Source organism: Vibrio thalassae (assembly GCF_900089835.1).
Taxonomy (GTDB): domain Bacteria; phylum Pseudomonadota; class Gammaproteobacteria; order Enterobacterales; family Vibrionaceae; genus Vibrio; species Vibrio thalassae.
The window spans coordinates 120936-135009 of the sequence record NZ_OANU01000004.1; the positions used below are offsets into that span (position 1 = coordinate 120936).

Here is a 14074-nt window from a genome sequence, read left to right on the forward strand (position 1 = left end):
TCGGGAGATGAACGCATACCCGAGAGATAGGTAAAACTCTCGGAGGTTCGATTTAAGATTTAAAGAATTAAACCCTCGGGAGACCAAAGCTCCCGAGGGTTTTTTCTTTTTATATTTTAAAAATCAATATCTTGCACAGGGATACAGCATGCAAACACAACGCCTAAGAATCGCTATTCAGAAAAAAGGTCGTCTTAGCAGAGAAAGCCAAGACCTTCTTAAAAAATGCGGAGTTAAATTCAATGTGATGGGTGAGCGTCTTGTTGTTCATTCATTAAATATGCCAATTGATCTCCTTCTAGTTCGTGACGATGATATTCCTGGTTTGATCATGGACGGTGTCGTTGATCTTGGCTTCATTGGCGAAAATGAACTTGAGGAAGTGCGCTTGGATCGAAAAGCGCTGGGGGAACCAAACGAATTTGTTACTCTTCGTCGCCTTGATTTTGGTGGCTGTCGCTTGTCAATTGCCATCAATAAGGACCAGACCTACAACGGCCCACAGGATCTTGCAGGCAAACGTATCGCAACGACTTACCCTCAATTGCTCAAAGCCTATATGGATGAGCAAGGCGTTGATTTCAGCACTTGTATGCTTACAGGCTCGGTAGAAGTCGCGCCTCGTGCAGGTCTTGCTGACGCCATTGCTGACCTTGTTTCCACTGGGGCAACATTAGAAGCAAATGGTTTAAAAGAAGCAGAAGTTATCTTTCGTTCAAAAGCGACATTGATTCAACGTAAAGGTGAATTCGACGCTGATAAACAGGCGTTGATCGAGAAGCTACTGACTCGTATGCAAGGTGTACAACAAGCGAAAGAGTCTAAATATATTATGCTACACGCACCAGTGGCCAAACTTGAGCAGATTAAATCACTACTGCCTGGTGCGGAAGACCCAACAGTGCTACCTCTGTCTTCTGACAAAGAGCGTGTAGCGGTTCACCTAGTTAGTACAGAGAATTTGTTCTGGGAAACGATGGAGCAGCTTAAAGAGCTCGGTGCAAGTTCTATTCTTGTGCTTCCGATTGAGAAAATGATGGGGTAAGGCCATGAGAACCGTAGTTTGGCAATCGTTAAGTCAGTCGCAACAAGAGTCTATTCTTGAGCGTCCTGCTATCGCTGAAGGTGCCAATATAACGTCGGCGGTATCGGCGGTTATTGATCAAGTAAGAAGTGAAGGCGATAAGGCACTGTTTGATCTGACAGAGAAATTCGATCGCGTACGTCCTGATTCTATTCGACTCTCCCCGAACGAGATTGAAGCGGCTTCATCACGCCTCCCTGTAAAGATGAAGCAAGCTCTCGAACAAGCGTACGCAAATATTGCTAAGTTCCACAAAGCTCAACGCCCAGAAGTGCTGAAAGTTGAAACTCAGCCCGGAGTGGTCTGCGAACAAGTCACACGTCCTATTAATACGGTGGGGCTGTATATTCCGGGTGGCAGTGCGCCATTACCATCCACGGTATTAATGTTGGGCGTCCCGGCGCAAATAGCGGGTTGTCGTAAAGTGGTTCTTTGTTCTCCTCCACCCATTGCTGACGAAATTCTCTACGTTGCAAAACTTTGTAAAATCGATGAAGTCTATAACGTGGGTGGTGGTCAGGCCATCGCTGCGATGGCATATGGTACGGAGAGCGTATCAAAGGTCGATAAAATATTTGGTCCAGGCAATGCCTACGTTACCGAAGCTAAGCGTCAAGTGAGTAATGATTTTCGAGGCGCTGCCATAGACATGCCCGCTGGCCCATCTGAGGTTTTGGTCATTGCAGATGATACGGCAGACGCTGATTTTGTTGCCGCGGATTTACTGAGCCAAGCTGAACATGGTCCAGATTCCCAAGTAGTACTCGTGACACCATCACCGATTCTTGCTGATCAAGTGACCGAGGCGGTAAATAGGCAGTTGAAACAGCTCTCTCGCGCCGATATTGCTCAGCAAGCCTTGGCTTCCAGTCTCATTATTATCGCTGAATCGATCACCCAGTGCGTGTCTATTTCTAACTACTATGGCCCTGAGCACCTAATTGTTCAGACTAAAGCGCCACGAGAACTGTTACCGCTCCTCGATAACGCGGGCTCTATTTTCTTGGGGAACTGGTCACCGGAATCTGCTGGCGATTATGCGTCTGGAACTAACCATGTCCTGCCAACTTATGGCTATACACGTACTTATTCGAGTTTAGGCTTAGCCGATTTTTCAAAACGAATGACAGTACAAGAACTGAGCGTTGAAGGTTTACGAAACTTGGCACCAACGGTCATCACAATGGCGGAAGCGGAAGGACTGGACGCTCACAAGCGCGCCGTTACTATCCGTGTTGAAAAGCTTACTCAGGAGAGTAACTAATGGAAAAGCTCGCACGTAAACAAGTTCAACAGCTAACACCTTATATGTCGGCACGCCGTATTGGCGGCTGTGGTGATATTTGGCTTAACGCTAACGAATCGCCATTCGATAATGAATACAAGACAGATTTTACGCGTTTAAATCGCTACAGTGAATGTCAACCTAAAGCTTTGATTGAAGCTTATGCGGCTTACGCCGGTGTAAAACCAGAACAAACGTTAACATCTCGCGGCGCTGATGAAGGCATTGAATTACTTATTCGTGCATTCTGTGAGCCGGGTGAAGATAGTATCTTATTTTGCCCTCCCACATATGGCATGTATGCGATCAGTGCTGAAACTATTGGTATTGATCGTAAAACAATACCCCTTACATCTGACTGGCAGCTTAACCTACCGGAAATAGAAGCAAACCTCGAAGGTGTAAAAGTACTATTCGTATGTAGCCCAAACAATCCAACGGGTAATCTAGTTAAACGTGAAGATATTATTACTTTATTAGAGATGACCAAAGATAGAGCCATTGTGGTTATGGATGAAGCGTATATCGACTTCTGTCCAGAAGCGTCAACGGTGGACTTATTGGCTCAGTATTCGAATTTAGCCATTTTAAGAACGCTATCCAAAGCGTTTGCTTTGGCCGGACTTCGCTGCGGTTTTACGCTCGCCAATGAAGCGTTAATCAACGTATTGCTCAAAGTTATCGCACCTTATCCTGTGCCAATCCCTGTTGCAGAAATCGCAGTGCAAGCTCTGTCAGAGCAAGGGTTGGCGCGAGCAAAGTTTCAGGTGCTGGATCTCAATGCAAATCGTGCTTATCTGCAAGCTGGCCTATCAATCTTACCCGGAGTGACCGTTTATGAAGGTTGGGGCAATTACTTACTAGTCGAATTTGCCAACGGTGATGATGTATTTAAAGCGGCGTGGGATACCGGAATTATTCTGAGAAACTCGCCGATAGAAAACTGCGTCAGGATCAGCGTTGGCAATCGCGACGAATGTGAAAAAACATTGTCATTCATCCGCAATCAATTAGAACAAACAGCAACTTAAGCTAGCCATCAAGAAAAGGATTTATCAAGTGAGCAACCAACAGAAAATATTATTTATAGATCGCGATGGTACGTTAATTGTTGAGCCACCTGTTGACTTTCAAGTTGACCGTTTGGATAAACTAAAACTCGAACCGTTTGTTATTCCGAGCTTATTAGCTTTGCAAGATGCAGGATATCGCCTTGTTATGGTGACTAACCAAGATGGCTTAGGTACCGATAGCTACCCTCAGGAAGACTTTGATGCTCCTCATAATATGATGATGGAAATCTTTGAGTCTCAAGGTGTTAAGTTTGATGATGTATTAATCTGCCCCCACTTTGATGGAGATAACTGCTCATGCCGTAAGCCAAAGCTTGGATTGGTGAAAGAGTACCTACAAAGCGGCAAAGTGGATTTCAAGACATCGGCGGTGATTGGTGATCGACAAACGGATCTTCAGCTAGCGGAAAATATGGCGATTCGTGGAATTCAGTACAACCCGCAGACCATGAACTGGCCGACAATCTTAAAAGACTTAACCGTAAAAGCACGTACGGCGGAAGTAATTCGTACTACCAAAGAAACGGATATCAAGGTATTTGTGAACCTTGATGAAGCGGGGGGTAATGAAATCTCGACAGGTATGGGCTTTTTCGACCACATGCTTGATCAAATCGCCACTCACGGCGGTTTCCAAATGAAGTGCATTGTGGATGGCGACCTGCACATCGATGATCACCACACCGTCGAGGATACCGCTTTGGCTCTTGGTCAAGCATTGAAAGAAGCGTTGGGAGACAAGCGTGGTATCGGTCGATTTGGCTTTAGCTTACCAATGGATGAATGCTTGGCGCAATGTGCATTAGACCTATCAGGGCGCCCATATCTTAAGTTCGACGCTCAATTCTCGCGCGAACAAGTGGGGGATTTGTCCACCGAAATGGTGGTTCACTTCTTCCGTTCGTTAACCGATACGCTGGCATGCACGCTTCACTTATCTTCTTCTGGCGATAATGACCACCACATCATTGAGAGTTTATTTAAAGCCTTTGGCCGCACGTTGCGTCAAGCCATTAAAGTAGAAGGTAACGAGTTGCCAAGTAGTAAGGGAGTCTTGTAATGGCCAACAGCAAACAAAATGTAGTCATTATTGATACCGGTTGTGCCAACGTGTCGTCAGTCAAGTTTGCTATACAGCGTCTTGGATATGATGTGGTTATTTCTAAAGAGCCTCAAGTGGTTCTGAGCGCTGATAAGCTGTTTCTTCCAGGTGTAGGTACGGCAAGTGAAGCGATGAAAAACCTTCAAGAGCGCGATCTAATCGAACTGGTCAAACAGGTCGAGAAACCAGTACTTGGTATTTGCTTAGGTATGCAGCTGTTGGGTAAGCTTTCACAAGAGAAAGGCCAAAAAGCTGACGAGCTTGTTGAATGTTTGGGTCTTTGTGAAGGTGAAGTAAAACGTCTGGAAACAGGAGACTTACCTCTTCCTCATATGGGGTGGAATACCGTTAAAGCGCAAGCCGGTAATCCGCTGTTTGCCGGCATTGAAGAAGGTGAGTACTTCTATTTTGTACACAGTTTTGGGATGCCCGTTGGCGATTACACCATTGCCGAATGTGAATACGGTCAACCGTTTAGTGCCGCGATACAAAGTGGCAACTACTACGGCGTACAGTTTCACCCGGAGCGCTCGTCCAAAGCAGGCTCAAAACTGATTCAGAACTTCCTAGAGTTAGTGTAATTCCTCACTAACAAGAGTTATCGATAGAATTTAGCAGCTTCACACGGTCGTGAGGCTTTGAAGGAAATGATTGTGATTATCCCAGCATTAGATTTAATAGAAGGACAAGTGGTTCGCCTTTATCAAGGCGATTATGGTCAGGTTACTGAATATAAGGTTGATCCGATTGAGCAGTTCAACCTCTACCATCAAGCTGGAGCAAATTGGCTACACCTTGTCGATCTGACTGGCGCAAAAGACACATCAGCGCGCCAGCTTGATTTAATTGCCAACCTACTAGCAGGAACGCCAGCAAACATACAGATTGGTGGTGGTGTGCGTACTGAGCAAGATGTAGTTGATCTGCTTGAGGCTGGTGCTCAACGTGTTGTTGTGGGTTCGACAGCGGTTAAGCAGCCAGAGTTGGTTAAAGGGTGGATGGAAAAATACGGCGCAGAGAAAATTGTGCTAGCACTTGATATCAACATCGATGAAACCGGTACGCGCAAAGTCGCTATCTCTGGCTGGCAAGAGGACTCTGGCGTCACTATTGAAGCGTTGATTGATGATTATCTCACCGTGGGTCTAAAACACGTGCTTTGCACAGACATCTCGCGCGATGGTACGTTGGCAGGCAGTAATGTTGAGCTTTATTTCGACCTATGCAAGCAATACCCACAAGTACAGTTCCAGTCCTCAGGTGGTATCGGTAGCCTTGCAGATATCGAAGCACTTAAAGGGACGGGTGTATCTGGCGTCATTGTTGGACGAGCATTGTTAGATGGTAAATTTACCGCAGAGGAGGCATTCCAATGTTGGCAAAGCGAATAATTCCTTGTTTGGATGTCCGTGACGGTCAAGTGGTGAAAGGCGTTCAGTTCCGAAACCACGAGATTATTGGTGATATCGTCCCGTTAGCTGCACGTTATGCAGAAGAAGGGGCGGATGAGTTAGTCTTTTATGATATCACTGCCTCAAGCGATGGCCGTGTAGTCGACAAAAGCTGGGTAGCGCGAGTGGCAGAAGTGATTGATATTCCATTCTGTGTCGCTGGTGGTATTAAGTCTGCTGAAGATGCAGCACGTATCTTAGAATTTGGTGCGGATAAAGTATCAATCAACTCGCCTGCTTTGGCTAACCCTGAATTGATTACCGAACTTGCCGACAAGTTTGGTGTGCAGTGTATTGTCGTTGGTATCGACTCCTATTTTGATAAAGAAACAGGTAAGTATCAGGTGTATCAATTCACCGGTGACGAATCACGTACTAAAGCCACTAAGTGGGAAACCCGCGATTGGGTGCAAGAAGTGCAAAAGCGTGGCGCAGGGGAAATCGTACTTAATATGATGAATCAAGATGGGGTGCGAAATGGCTATGACATCGAGCAACTTAATATGGTTCGTGAGGTGTGTAAGGTGCCTCTCATTGCTTCTGGCGGTGCGGGTGCAATGGCGCACTTTGCAGAGGCATACAACAAAACCAATGTTGATGGTGCGTTAGCCGCGTCCGTATTCCATAAGCAGATCATCAACATTGGTGAGCTTAAGCAATATCTAAAACAACAAGGTGTGGAGATCAGACTATGAGTGAAGCAGCAGTAGCGCTCACCGAGCGTATCGACTGGGAAAAAGTAGATGGTCTTGTACCTGCTATTATTCAGGACTTTCAGTCTAGCCAAGTTCTAATGATGGGGTATATGAACCCTGAAGCGTTGGAAAAGACCTTAGAAACTGAACAAGTAACCTTTTTCTCTCGTACCAAATCCCGATTGTGGACCAAAGGGGAAACGTCAGGCAACGTACTCCAACTTCGTAATATCGCTCTAGATTGTGATAACGATACGGTTCTTGTCAAAGTGGACCCAATTGGACCAACGTGTCACACCGGTACGACGACGTGTTTTGATGGTGATCCACAAGAAGAGTCTCAAATGGTGTGGCTTCATCAGCTTGAGCAATTGCTTGCCGCTCGAAAAGATGCGGATCCGCAATCTTCTTATACCGCGAGTCTTTATGCCCGTGGCACCAAACGTATTTCGCAGAAAGTGGGCGAAGAAGGCGTTGAGGTCGCGCTTGCGGCAACGTCGGGTGACAAGGCGGAATTAGTCTGTGAGTCTGCTGATCTCATCTATCACTTGATGGTACTGCTTCTGGATCAAGGATTATCTATGAACGAAGTCGTGAATAAACTTAAGGAACGACATAGCTAAACCATGGTTAAGCCTTAATAAACAATGAGCCTCAACGTCACTATCCATGTCGTTGAGGCTCATTATTTATATCACCAGAACTTTCAGATATTACCCTCGGTACCGATGCTTAGCTACGGTAAAATAAGTAAAATTTGTTATATCTGGACGATTGCACCACAATTCTAATTATCAATTACACAAACAAATGGTAAACCGCCGGCCTGTGTGATGTTTGAAGAAAGTGAATCGTTAGTACGAAATACTTCTCCATTTTTTGTCCAAAACTCACCGGAGTTAAGCTTTTTCGCTTGTTCCAGAAGACGATAGTCATCGCCTGTAGCAAGCTCCGAGCTAAAATTGTTTTGACAGAACTCGGATGCTTCTTGTCGAGTTGACACAAAAATAGGCCTTTGTTCATTATCTGTTCTGAGAACCGACAAGGTATAGTTTGCTGAGGAATCGACGTGCAAGAGCAAGTTTGAAACATAGTTATATTCATTATTAGGTTTACTTGTTTTCTTGACTTCCGGCTTTACGACGGGTTGTGTCGATACTGGTCTAGTTTTAGAGGCATTAGTCTGCTGTACTTCAGTTTTTCTAGTCTTAGAAACGTTGGCCTGTACTTCGTTTTGTCTTAAAGAATTAAAGGGAAAGTAGTAACTGCCAGATGGCTTGAACTTCAGCCTTAAACTTTGGTTTACGCCACTGTTTGAAGCTCTGACATTATAAATGCCGACATAGTCTCCAGTGATGGTTACATGTTTTCCTTGGCCAACTTTCTGATTGTCAATGTAGTAAATCGTATCAGGGCTGTTGGAGCGCAGCGAGAACTTAATGCTCTGCAATCCTAGCTCCTCTCGGATATCTTGGCTTATTGATTCTGAGTAGACTAGGTTATAGGAGATGGCTGCGTCATATTGAGTGATGCCTTGCAAATTTTGAGAAGCATCAATATATTCGAACTTCCTGATTTTAACAGTATCTATACTGCCTATGCCAAGTATAAATTCCCGCTTGATAGAGCTTTCAGCGCGTCTAAGGCAATCTTGCAAGGTTTCTGTGTTACCGCATTTTTGCTTGCCAGAAAAAGTATCTTCTATTGTCCTGTTTGCATTTTGAATCAAGCGATCCTTAACTTGCTTATATAGGCTTAAAAGGTCATCGCTTTTGACTTTCTCAATAGATGATAGTTCTTGTTTCTTTGTTGACAAAATACTATTAATTTCACCAAGCTTCGTATTCAAATCCTTGATGTTTAGATTGTATTCTTCAACGTTGCCAGCCATTTTTCTAAGAGACTCTGACAACGATTCGTCAAAGTCTCCTTGTATTAGTCTTTCGTTAAAAAGATGTGCGTCTCTTTTTATATTGGCTTCATTAATCAGAGCTTGAGCTTTGACGACACCAATTCTTGATTCGGTTGTATTGTAATCATTGAGAGCGTCATAAATGTTGATCTGCTGCAACCCTTTAGTATACTGAGTGTTTATCCCTTCTAGAGTCGCTGTTTCTCTCTGATTTAGAAGATTACTAGCTTGTACGTTTGTCGCTAACAGAAAACACAGCACTAGCAATTTTTTTCTAGAAACTATCATGTAATATTTTTTCCATTATTAATATTGACCCGAAATCAGTTGGCTCATAGGTAGTATATACAGTTTTTACATTATTGGGTACAAGCCCATTACCAAATCTGTGTGCTGTGTAACGACAGGTCGTTTTCAATTGCTCAAATTGATTAGATTTCTAAAAACGACCCTTGTGAAATGAATATATCTCAATAACAAGACTACCTAGATTCTAAATATTGGAGTCGTAAGGTGCACGTTTCGGGCAGGTTGCTAAAACTTCACGACGACCAGATTCTTTTACTTCCTCCAAGATGACATCAAAGCCCCAAAGCCTATAAAGGTGCCTAAGGACTTCCTCATAGCTGTTATCAAGAGGTATACGATGATGAGGTATGTGCTGCAATGTAAGTGAACGGTCTCCTCGAACATCCACATTATATACTTGAATATTTGGTTCTAGGTTACTCAAGCTATACTGAGCTGCTAGTTTTTCACGTATCTGACGGTACCCGAGCTCATCATGAATAGCTGAGACTTCGACGAAGTTCTTTCTATCATCATCTAGAATTGAAAAGAATTTAAACTCGCGCATAAGGTGTGGAGATAAATATTGACTAATAAAACTCTCGTCCTTGAAGTTGTGCATCGCAAAATGCAGGGCGTCTAACCAGTCACTGCCCGCCAATTCGGGGAACCACTCTTTATCTTCGTCTGTTGGTTCTTCACATATGCGCTTGATATCTCTAAACATAGCGAAGCCAAGAGCGTAAGGGTTTATACCATTGAAATAAGGGCTGTTATAGGGGGGCTGTGCAACAACACTGGTGTGGCTATGCAAGAACTCAAGTATGAACTTGTCAGACACGAAACCCTCATCATAGAGGTGATTTAGAATAGTGTAGTGCCAAAACGTTGCCCAACCTTCGTTCATCACTTGGGTTTGTTTCTGTGGATAAAAATATTGGCTGACCTTGCGCACGATTCGAACGATTTCGCGTTGCCAAGATTCCAGTAGTGGTGCATTTTTTTCAATAAAGTAGAGAATGTTTTCCTGAGGTTCACTAGGGAAGCGTGCCTTTTGGCCTTCTGCAGCGGTTCTATGTTTAGGCACGGTACGCCATAAGTCGTTGACCTGGGATTGCAAATAGGCTTCGCGCTCCTCTTGGCGAATTTTTTCTTCTGCAATCGAAATTTTTTCTGGACGTTTATAACGATCCACGCCGTAATTCATCAAGGCGTGACATGAGTCTAGAATTTTCTCGACTTCTTCTTCTCCGTACTTTTGCTCGCAGTCTGCAATGTACTTTTTAGCAAACAGTAGGTAGTCGATAATAGAACTGGCATCTGTCCAGGTTTGGAACAGATAATTGCCTTTGAAAAACGAATTATGACCGTAACAGGCGTGTGCCATAACGAGCGCCTGCATAGTCACTGAGTTCTCCTCCATTAGATACGCAATACATGGATTGGAGTTGATGACGATTTCATAGGCCAAACCCATTTGGCCGTGTTTATACCCCTGTTCCGTTTGAATAAATTTCTTTCCAAACGACCAGTGATTGTAGTTTATTGGCATCCCTATGCTCGAATATGCATCCATCATCTGCTCTGACGTAATGACTTCGATTTGATTAGGGTAGGTGTCGAGACGATAATGCTCTGCGACACGTTTTATTTCCTTGTGGTAGCGTTCTAAGATATCAAACGTCCAATCTGGACCGTCTGGCAGCACCTTAGACCTCATTGTCGTATCTGTCGTCATACGCACGTCTCCCTATACGGTCTCTTTTTGAAACAACTCCCTAAACACAGGGAATATGTCTTCAACAGAACGAATGTTCTTCATTGCAAAGTTATCAAATTGATTCTCTAACTTTTCATATTCGTGCCACAGTGTTTGGTGTGTCCTACGAGTAATTTCGATATAAGAGTAATATTGGCAAGCTGGTAGAAGCTTATTCACGAGTAACTCGCGACAGCGAGGTGAATCATCAGCCCAGTTATCACCGTCTGAAGCTTGCGCTGCATAGATGTTCCACTCACCCAAAGGATAACGGTCTTCAAAAATGTCCTTCATCAATTTGAGAGCACTGGAAACGATGGTTCCACCGGTTTCTTGAGAATAGAAAAACTCGTGCTCATCGACCTCTTTCGCTTGGGTATGATGGCGAATAAACACGACTTCTACGTTCTCATACGTGCGTGTCAAGAATAAGTACAGCAACACATAGAAGCGTTTCGCTATGTCCTTGGTCGCTTGATCCATGGAACCGGAGACATCCATCAAGCAAAACATAACCGCTTGGCTGGACGGAATAGGACGTTTCTCATAGTTTTTAAAGCGAAGATCGAAGGTGTCGATAAAAGGCACGCTGTCGATTTTCTTGCGTAGTTCAGCGATCTCTTGCTTCAATCGCATCTCTTCAGTAGGTTTTGCTGGTTCACTCATTTGAACGTCATCGAGTGCTTTACATAGCTCATCGAGCATACGCCGTTTGCCTGCCGTCATCGCGGTCCGTCTTGCAATTGACTGCTGTAAAGAACGAACGATAGCAATATTAGACGGCATCCCGGCAGTTTGATAACCTGAGCGATGTGTTTTCCACTCTTTAATTTTGTTTATTTGATTCTTTTTGAGGTTCGGCAGCGCGAGGTCTTCAAACAGAATATCGAGATATTCATCTTTGGAAATTTGGAAAACGAATTCGTCTTCACCTTCACCGTCAGGACTCGCGTCGCCCTGACCAGAGCCACCGCCTTGCCCACCTTTTGGTGGACGCTCAATTTTGTCCCCAGTGATGAATTGGTCGTTGCCAGGATGAACGCGCTCCTTCACACCGCCTTGGCCTTGATGGAAAATCGGTTCGCTAAGATCTTTTGCTGGAATCGAGACATCTTCTCCCGTTTCAGTATTAGTAATGGATCGGCGATTGACGGCATCGGTAACCGATTCTTTGATTTTTTGTTTATGCCTGCGTATGAAACGCTGCCTATTGACGGCACTTTTGTGTTTGCCGTTTAAGCGTCTATCAATAAATTGTGCCATGAGTTACTCCCTGTATTCCTCTCACCGAACAGCCTCCGAGCTAATGCCCGGGGCTGAGATAAACAGTCAGGTGCACTTATGAGGATTTTCGAACTCTTAAGTACCACTCAGACAGCAATCGTACTTGTTTCTCGGTGTAACCTTTTTCCATCATACGATTGACAAAATCGTCGTGTTTACGTTGATCTTCGGATGATGTTTTCGCATTAAATGAAATAACAGGCAGTAGCTCTTCCGTATTGGAGAACATTTTCTTCTCTATAACCGTACGAAGTTTTTCGTAACTGGTCCAAACCGGGTTCGACCCGTTGTTATTTGCTCGGGCCCGGAGCACAAAGTTAACGATCTCATTTCGGAAATCTTTAGGGTTACTAATACCAGCGGTTTTTTCTATTTTCTCTAGTTCTTCATTGAGTGAAGCGCGGTCGAATAGCTGACCGGTTTCTGGGTCACGATATTCTTGGTCTTGAATCCAGAAGTCTGCATAGGTGACGTATCGGTCGAAGATATTTTGACCGTACTCAGAGTATGATTCCAAGTAAGCGGTTTGAATTTCTTTACCAATAAACTCAACATAACGAGGTACGAGATAACCTTTAAGGAATTCTAAGTACTTTTCGCCCACTTCTTGAGGGAATTGCTCACGCTCAATCTGCTGTTCAATGACGTAGAACAGATGCACCGGGTTGGCTGCAACTTCAGATTGGTCGAAGTTAAACACTCTTGACAGGATCTTAAATGCGAAGCGGGTAGACAAGCCTGACATACCTTCATCAACGCCAGCATAGTCACGATATTCTTGATAACTTTTTGCTTTTGGATCGGTGTCTTTTAATGTCTCACCATCATAAACGCGCATTTTCGAGAATAGAGATGAGTTTTCTGGCTCTTTCAGGCGCGATAGTACACTGAACTGCCCCAACAACTCTAAGGTGCTTGGCGAACAAGGTGCTTTGGAGAGCTCACTGTGTTCAAGAAGTTTCTGGTAAATTTTAACTTCTTCAGAGACGCGTAAGCAGTATGGGACTTTAACGATGTATACGCGGTCCAAGAACGCTTCATTGTTCTTATTGTTGCGGAACGTTTGCCATTCTGATTCATTTGAGTGAGCCAAAATCATACCGTCAAATGGCAGGGCAGAGAGGCCTTCCGTACCGTTGTAGTTACCTTCCTGTGTCGCGGTTAAGAGTGGGTGCAAGACTTTAATCGGCGCCTTGAACATCTCCACGAACTCCATCAAACCTTGGTTCGCACGGCACAAGGCACCGGAATAGCTGTACGCGTCAGGGTCGTCTTGTGAGAAGTGTTCGAGTTGGCGAATATCTACTTTACCAACCAAAGCGGAAATGTCTTGGTTGTTTTCATCACCTGGCTCAGTTTTCGCGATCGCAATTTGGTCCAAAATGGATGGTCTGACTTTAACCACTTTAAATTTAGTGATGTCACCGCCAAATTCATGCAGGCGCTTGGCCGCCCACGGTGACATAATAGAACGTAGATAACGTTTCTCGATACCATATTCGCTTTTTAGTAGGTCGCCATCTTCAGACACATCAAACAAGCAGAATGGATGATCGTTGACCGGGCTGCGTTCGCCGTTGGCTGAAAGCACATAGATAGGCATTTGTTGCATTAGCGCTTTGAGTTTTTCTGCAAGCGATGATTTACCACCACCTACTGGGCCTAGAAGGTATAGTATTTGTTTTCTTTCTTCTAACCCTTGAGCGGCATGCTTGAGATAAGACACGATTTGCTCGATAGCATCTTCCATGCCGTAGAAATCTTCGAATGTTTTGTAGCGAGAAATAATACGGTTTGAAAAAATACGACTTAAACGAGGATCCTGTGCGGTATCAATAACCTCAGGTTCACCGATTGCGAGTAAAAGACGTTCTGCTGCATTGGCGTAAGCACTCTTGTCGTCTTTACATAGAGATAAGAATTCCTGGATAGACAATTCTTCATCTTTTGCGGCTTCGTAGCGCGCTTGATAATGATCGAAAATACTCATAGCTGATTCCCCTTAAACCTGCAAAGCTGACCATTGACAGATATACAATGCGACTCCATGTCATTTTTAAGACTAGTAGGGTTTTCAGATTTATGCTTATCAATTATGCATTTATTTACAAAACTTCCTCAGGTGACTGTGACGATTGACC

Annotated in this window: 12 protein-coding genes and 1 other annotated feature (1 of these 13 running past the window's edge); of the genes, 8 read left to right on the forward strand and 4 right to left on the reverse strand. The window is 44.2% G+C overall.

Translation table 11 applies throughout. The annotated features are described in order from the left end of the window. Window positions 1-108: a sequence feature (His leader region), on the forward strand (it extends 29 nt beyond the left edge of the window). Between the two features lie 40 nt (window positions 109-148). The 8 genes from hisG (at window position 149) to hisIE (ending at window position 7313) form a co-directional block, all read left to right on the forward strand. Further along, the gene (gene hisG, locus VTH8203_RS03585; protein ID WP_096992423.1) at window positions 149-1045 is read left to right on the forward strand and encodes an ATP phosphoribosyltransferase; all 897 of its coding nucleotides are present in this window, start codon (window positions 149-151) and stop codon (window positions 1043-1045) included. Window positions 1046-1049: 4 nt separating this feature from the next. Then, entirely contained in the window at window positions 1050-2348 is a 1299-nt protein-coding gene (gene hisD, locus VTH8203_RS03590) for a histidinol dehydrogenase (protein ID WP_096992424.1), read from the forward strand. Continuing rightward, window positions 2348-3400, forward strand: coding sequence for a histidinol-phosphate transaminase (hisC, locus tag VTH8203_RS03595; protein ID WP_096992425.1), 1053 nt, complete (start codon window positions 2348-2350; stop codon window positions 3398-3400). The genes hisD and hisC overlap by 1 nt, the downstream gene beginning before the upstream one ends. A gap of 28 nt (window positions 3401-3428) precedes the next feature. Further along, a complete protein-coding gene (gene hisB, locus VTH8203_RS03600) occupies window positions 3429-4502 on the forward strand; it encodes a bifunctional histidinol-phosphatase/imidazoleglycerol-phosphate dehydratase HisB (RefSeq protein ID WP_096992426.1) in 1074 nt (357 codons plus the stop codon). Further along, entirely contained in the window at window positions 4502-5125 is a 624-nt protein-coding gene (hisH, locus tag VTH8203_RS03605) for an imidazole glycerol phosphate synthase subunit HisH (RefSeq protein ID WP_096992427.1), read from the forward strand. The genes hisB and hisH overlap by 1 nt, the downstream gene beginning before the upstream one ends. A gap of 72 nt (window positions 5126-5197) precedes the next feature. Continuing rightward, window positions 5198-5935, forward strand: coding sequence for a 1-(5-phosphoribosyl)-5-[(5-phosphoribosylamino)methylideneamino]imidazole-4-carboxamide isomerase (gene hisA / locus VTH8203_RS03610; protein ID WP_096992466.1), 738 nt, complete (start codon window positions 5198-5200; stop codon window positions 5933-5935). Continuing rightward, a complete protein-coding gene (hisF, locus tag VTH8203_RS03615) occupies window positions 5917-6690 on the forward strand; it encodes an imidazole glycerol phosphate synthase subunit HisF (RefSeq protein WP_096992428.1) in 774 nt (257 codons plus the stop codon). The genes hisA and hisF overlap by 19 nt, the downstream gene beginning before the upstream one ends. Beyond that, window positions 6687-7313: a bifunctional phosphoribosyl-AMP cyclohydrolase/phosphoribosyl-ATP diphosphatase HisIE gene (gene hisIE, locus VTH8203_RS03620; RefSeq protein ID WP_096992429.1), complete on the forward strand. Its 627-nt coding sequence runs from the start codon at window positions 6687-6689 to the stop codon at window positions 7311-7313. The genes hisF and hisIE overlap by 4 nt, the downstream gene beginning before the upstream one ends. A gap of 164 nt (window positions 7314-7477) precedes the next feature. Here hisIE and VTH8203_RS03625 read toward each other — a convergent pair whose 3' ends face one another. The 4 genes from VTH8203_RS03625 to VTH8203_RS03640 form a co-directional block, all read right to left on the reverse strand. After that, window positions 7478-8890, reverse strand: coding sequence for a hypothetical protein (locus VTH8203_RS03625; RefSeq protein WP_096992430.1), 1413 nt, complete (start codon window positions 8888-8890; stop codon window positions 7478-7480). 205 nt (window positions 8891-9095) lie between these two features. Next, the gene (locus VTH8203_RS03630; RefSeq protein ID WP_096992431.1) at window positions 9096-10628 is read right to left on the reverse strand and encodes a SpoVR family protein; all 1533 of its coding nucleotides are present in this window, start codon (window positions 10626-10628) and stop codon (window positions 9096-9098) included. 12 nt (window positions 10629-10640) lie between these two features. Further along, a complete protein-coding gene (locus tag VTH8203_RS03635) occupies window positions 10641-11912 on the reverse strand; it encodes a YeaH/YhbH family protein (protein ID WP_096992432.1) in 1272 nt (423 codons plus the stop codon). A gap of 76 nt (window positions 11913-11988) precedes the next feature. Then, window positions 11989-13923 carry a PrkA family serine protein kinase gene (locus tag VTH8203_RS03640; RefSeq protein WP_096992433.1) on the reverse strand — a complete coding sequence of 645 codons (1935 nt, stop codon included), beginning with the start codon at window positions 13921-13923 and terminating at the stop codon, window positions 11989-11991. Window positions 13924-14074: the final 151 nt, after the last annotated feature.

What these genes read in the sequence shown, in the direction of transcription:
- hisG (WP_096992423.1), top strand. Translation starts at nt 149, where the DNA reads ATGCAAACACAACGCCTAAGAATCGCTATTCAGAAAAAAGGTCGTCTT.
- hisD (WP_096992424.1), top strand. Translation starts at nt 1,050, where the DNA reads ATGAGAACCGTAGTTTGGCAATCGTTAAGTCAGTCGCAACAAGAGTCT.
- hisC (WP_096992425.1), top strand. Translation starts at nt 2,348, where the DNA reads ATGGAAAAGCTCGCACGTAAACAAGTTCAACAGCTAACACCTTATATG.
- hisH (WP_096992427.1), top strand. Translation starts at nt 4,502, where the DNA reads ATGGCCAACAGCAAACAAAATGTAGTCATTATTGATACCGGTTGTGCC.
- hisF (WP_096992428.1), top strand. Translation starts at nt 5,917, where the DNA reads ATGTTGGCAAAGCGAATAATTCCTTGTTTGGATGTCCGTGACGGTCAA.
- hisIE (WP_096992429.1), top strand. Translation starts at nt 6,687, where the DNA reads ATGAGTGAAGCAGCAGTAGCGCTCACCGAGCGTATCGACTGGGAAAAA.
- VTH8203_RS03625 (WP_096992430.1), bottom strand. Translation starts at nt 8,890, where the DNA reads ATGATAGTTTCTAGAAAAAAATTGCTAGTGCTGTGTTTTCTGTTAGCG.
- VTH8203_RS03630 (WP_096992431.1), bottom strand. Translation starts at nt 10,628, where the DNA reads ATGACGACAGATACGACAATGAGGTCTAAGGTGCTGCCAGACGGTCCA.
- VTH8203_RS03635 (WP_096992432.1), bottom strand. Translation starts at nt 11,912, where the DNA reads ATGGCACAATTTATTGATAGACGCTTAAACGGCAAACACAAAAGTGCC.
- VTH8203_RS03640 (WP_096992433.1), bottom strand. Translation starts at nt 13,923, where the DNA reads ATGAGTATTTTCGATCATTATCAAGCGCGCTACGAAGCCGCAAAAGAT.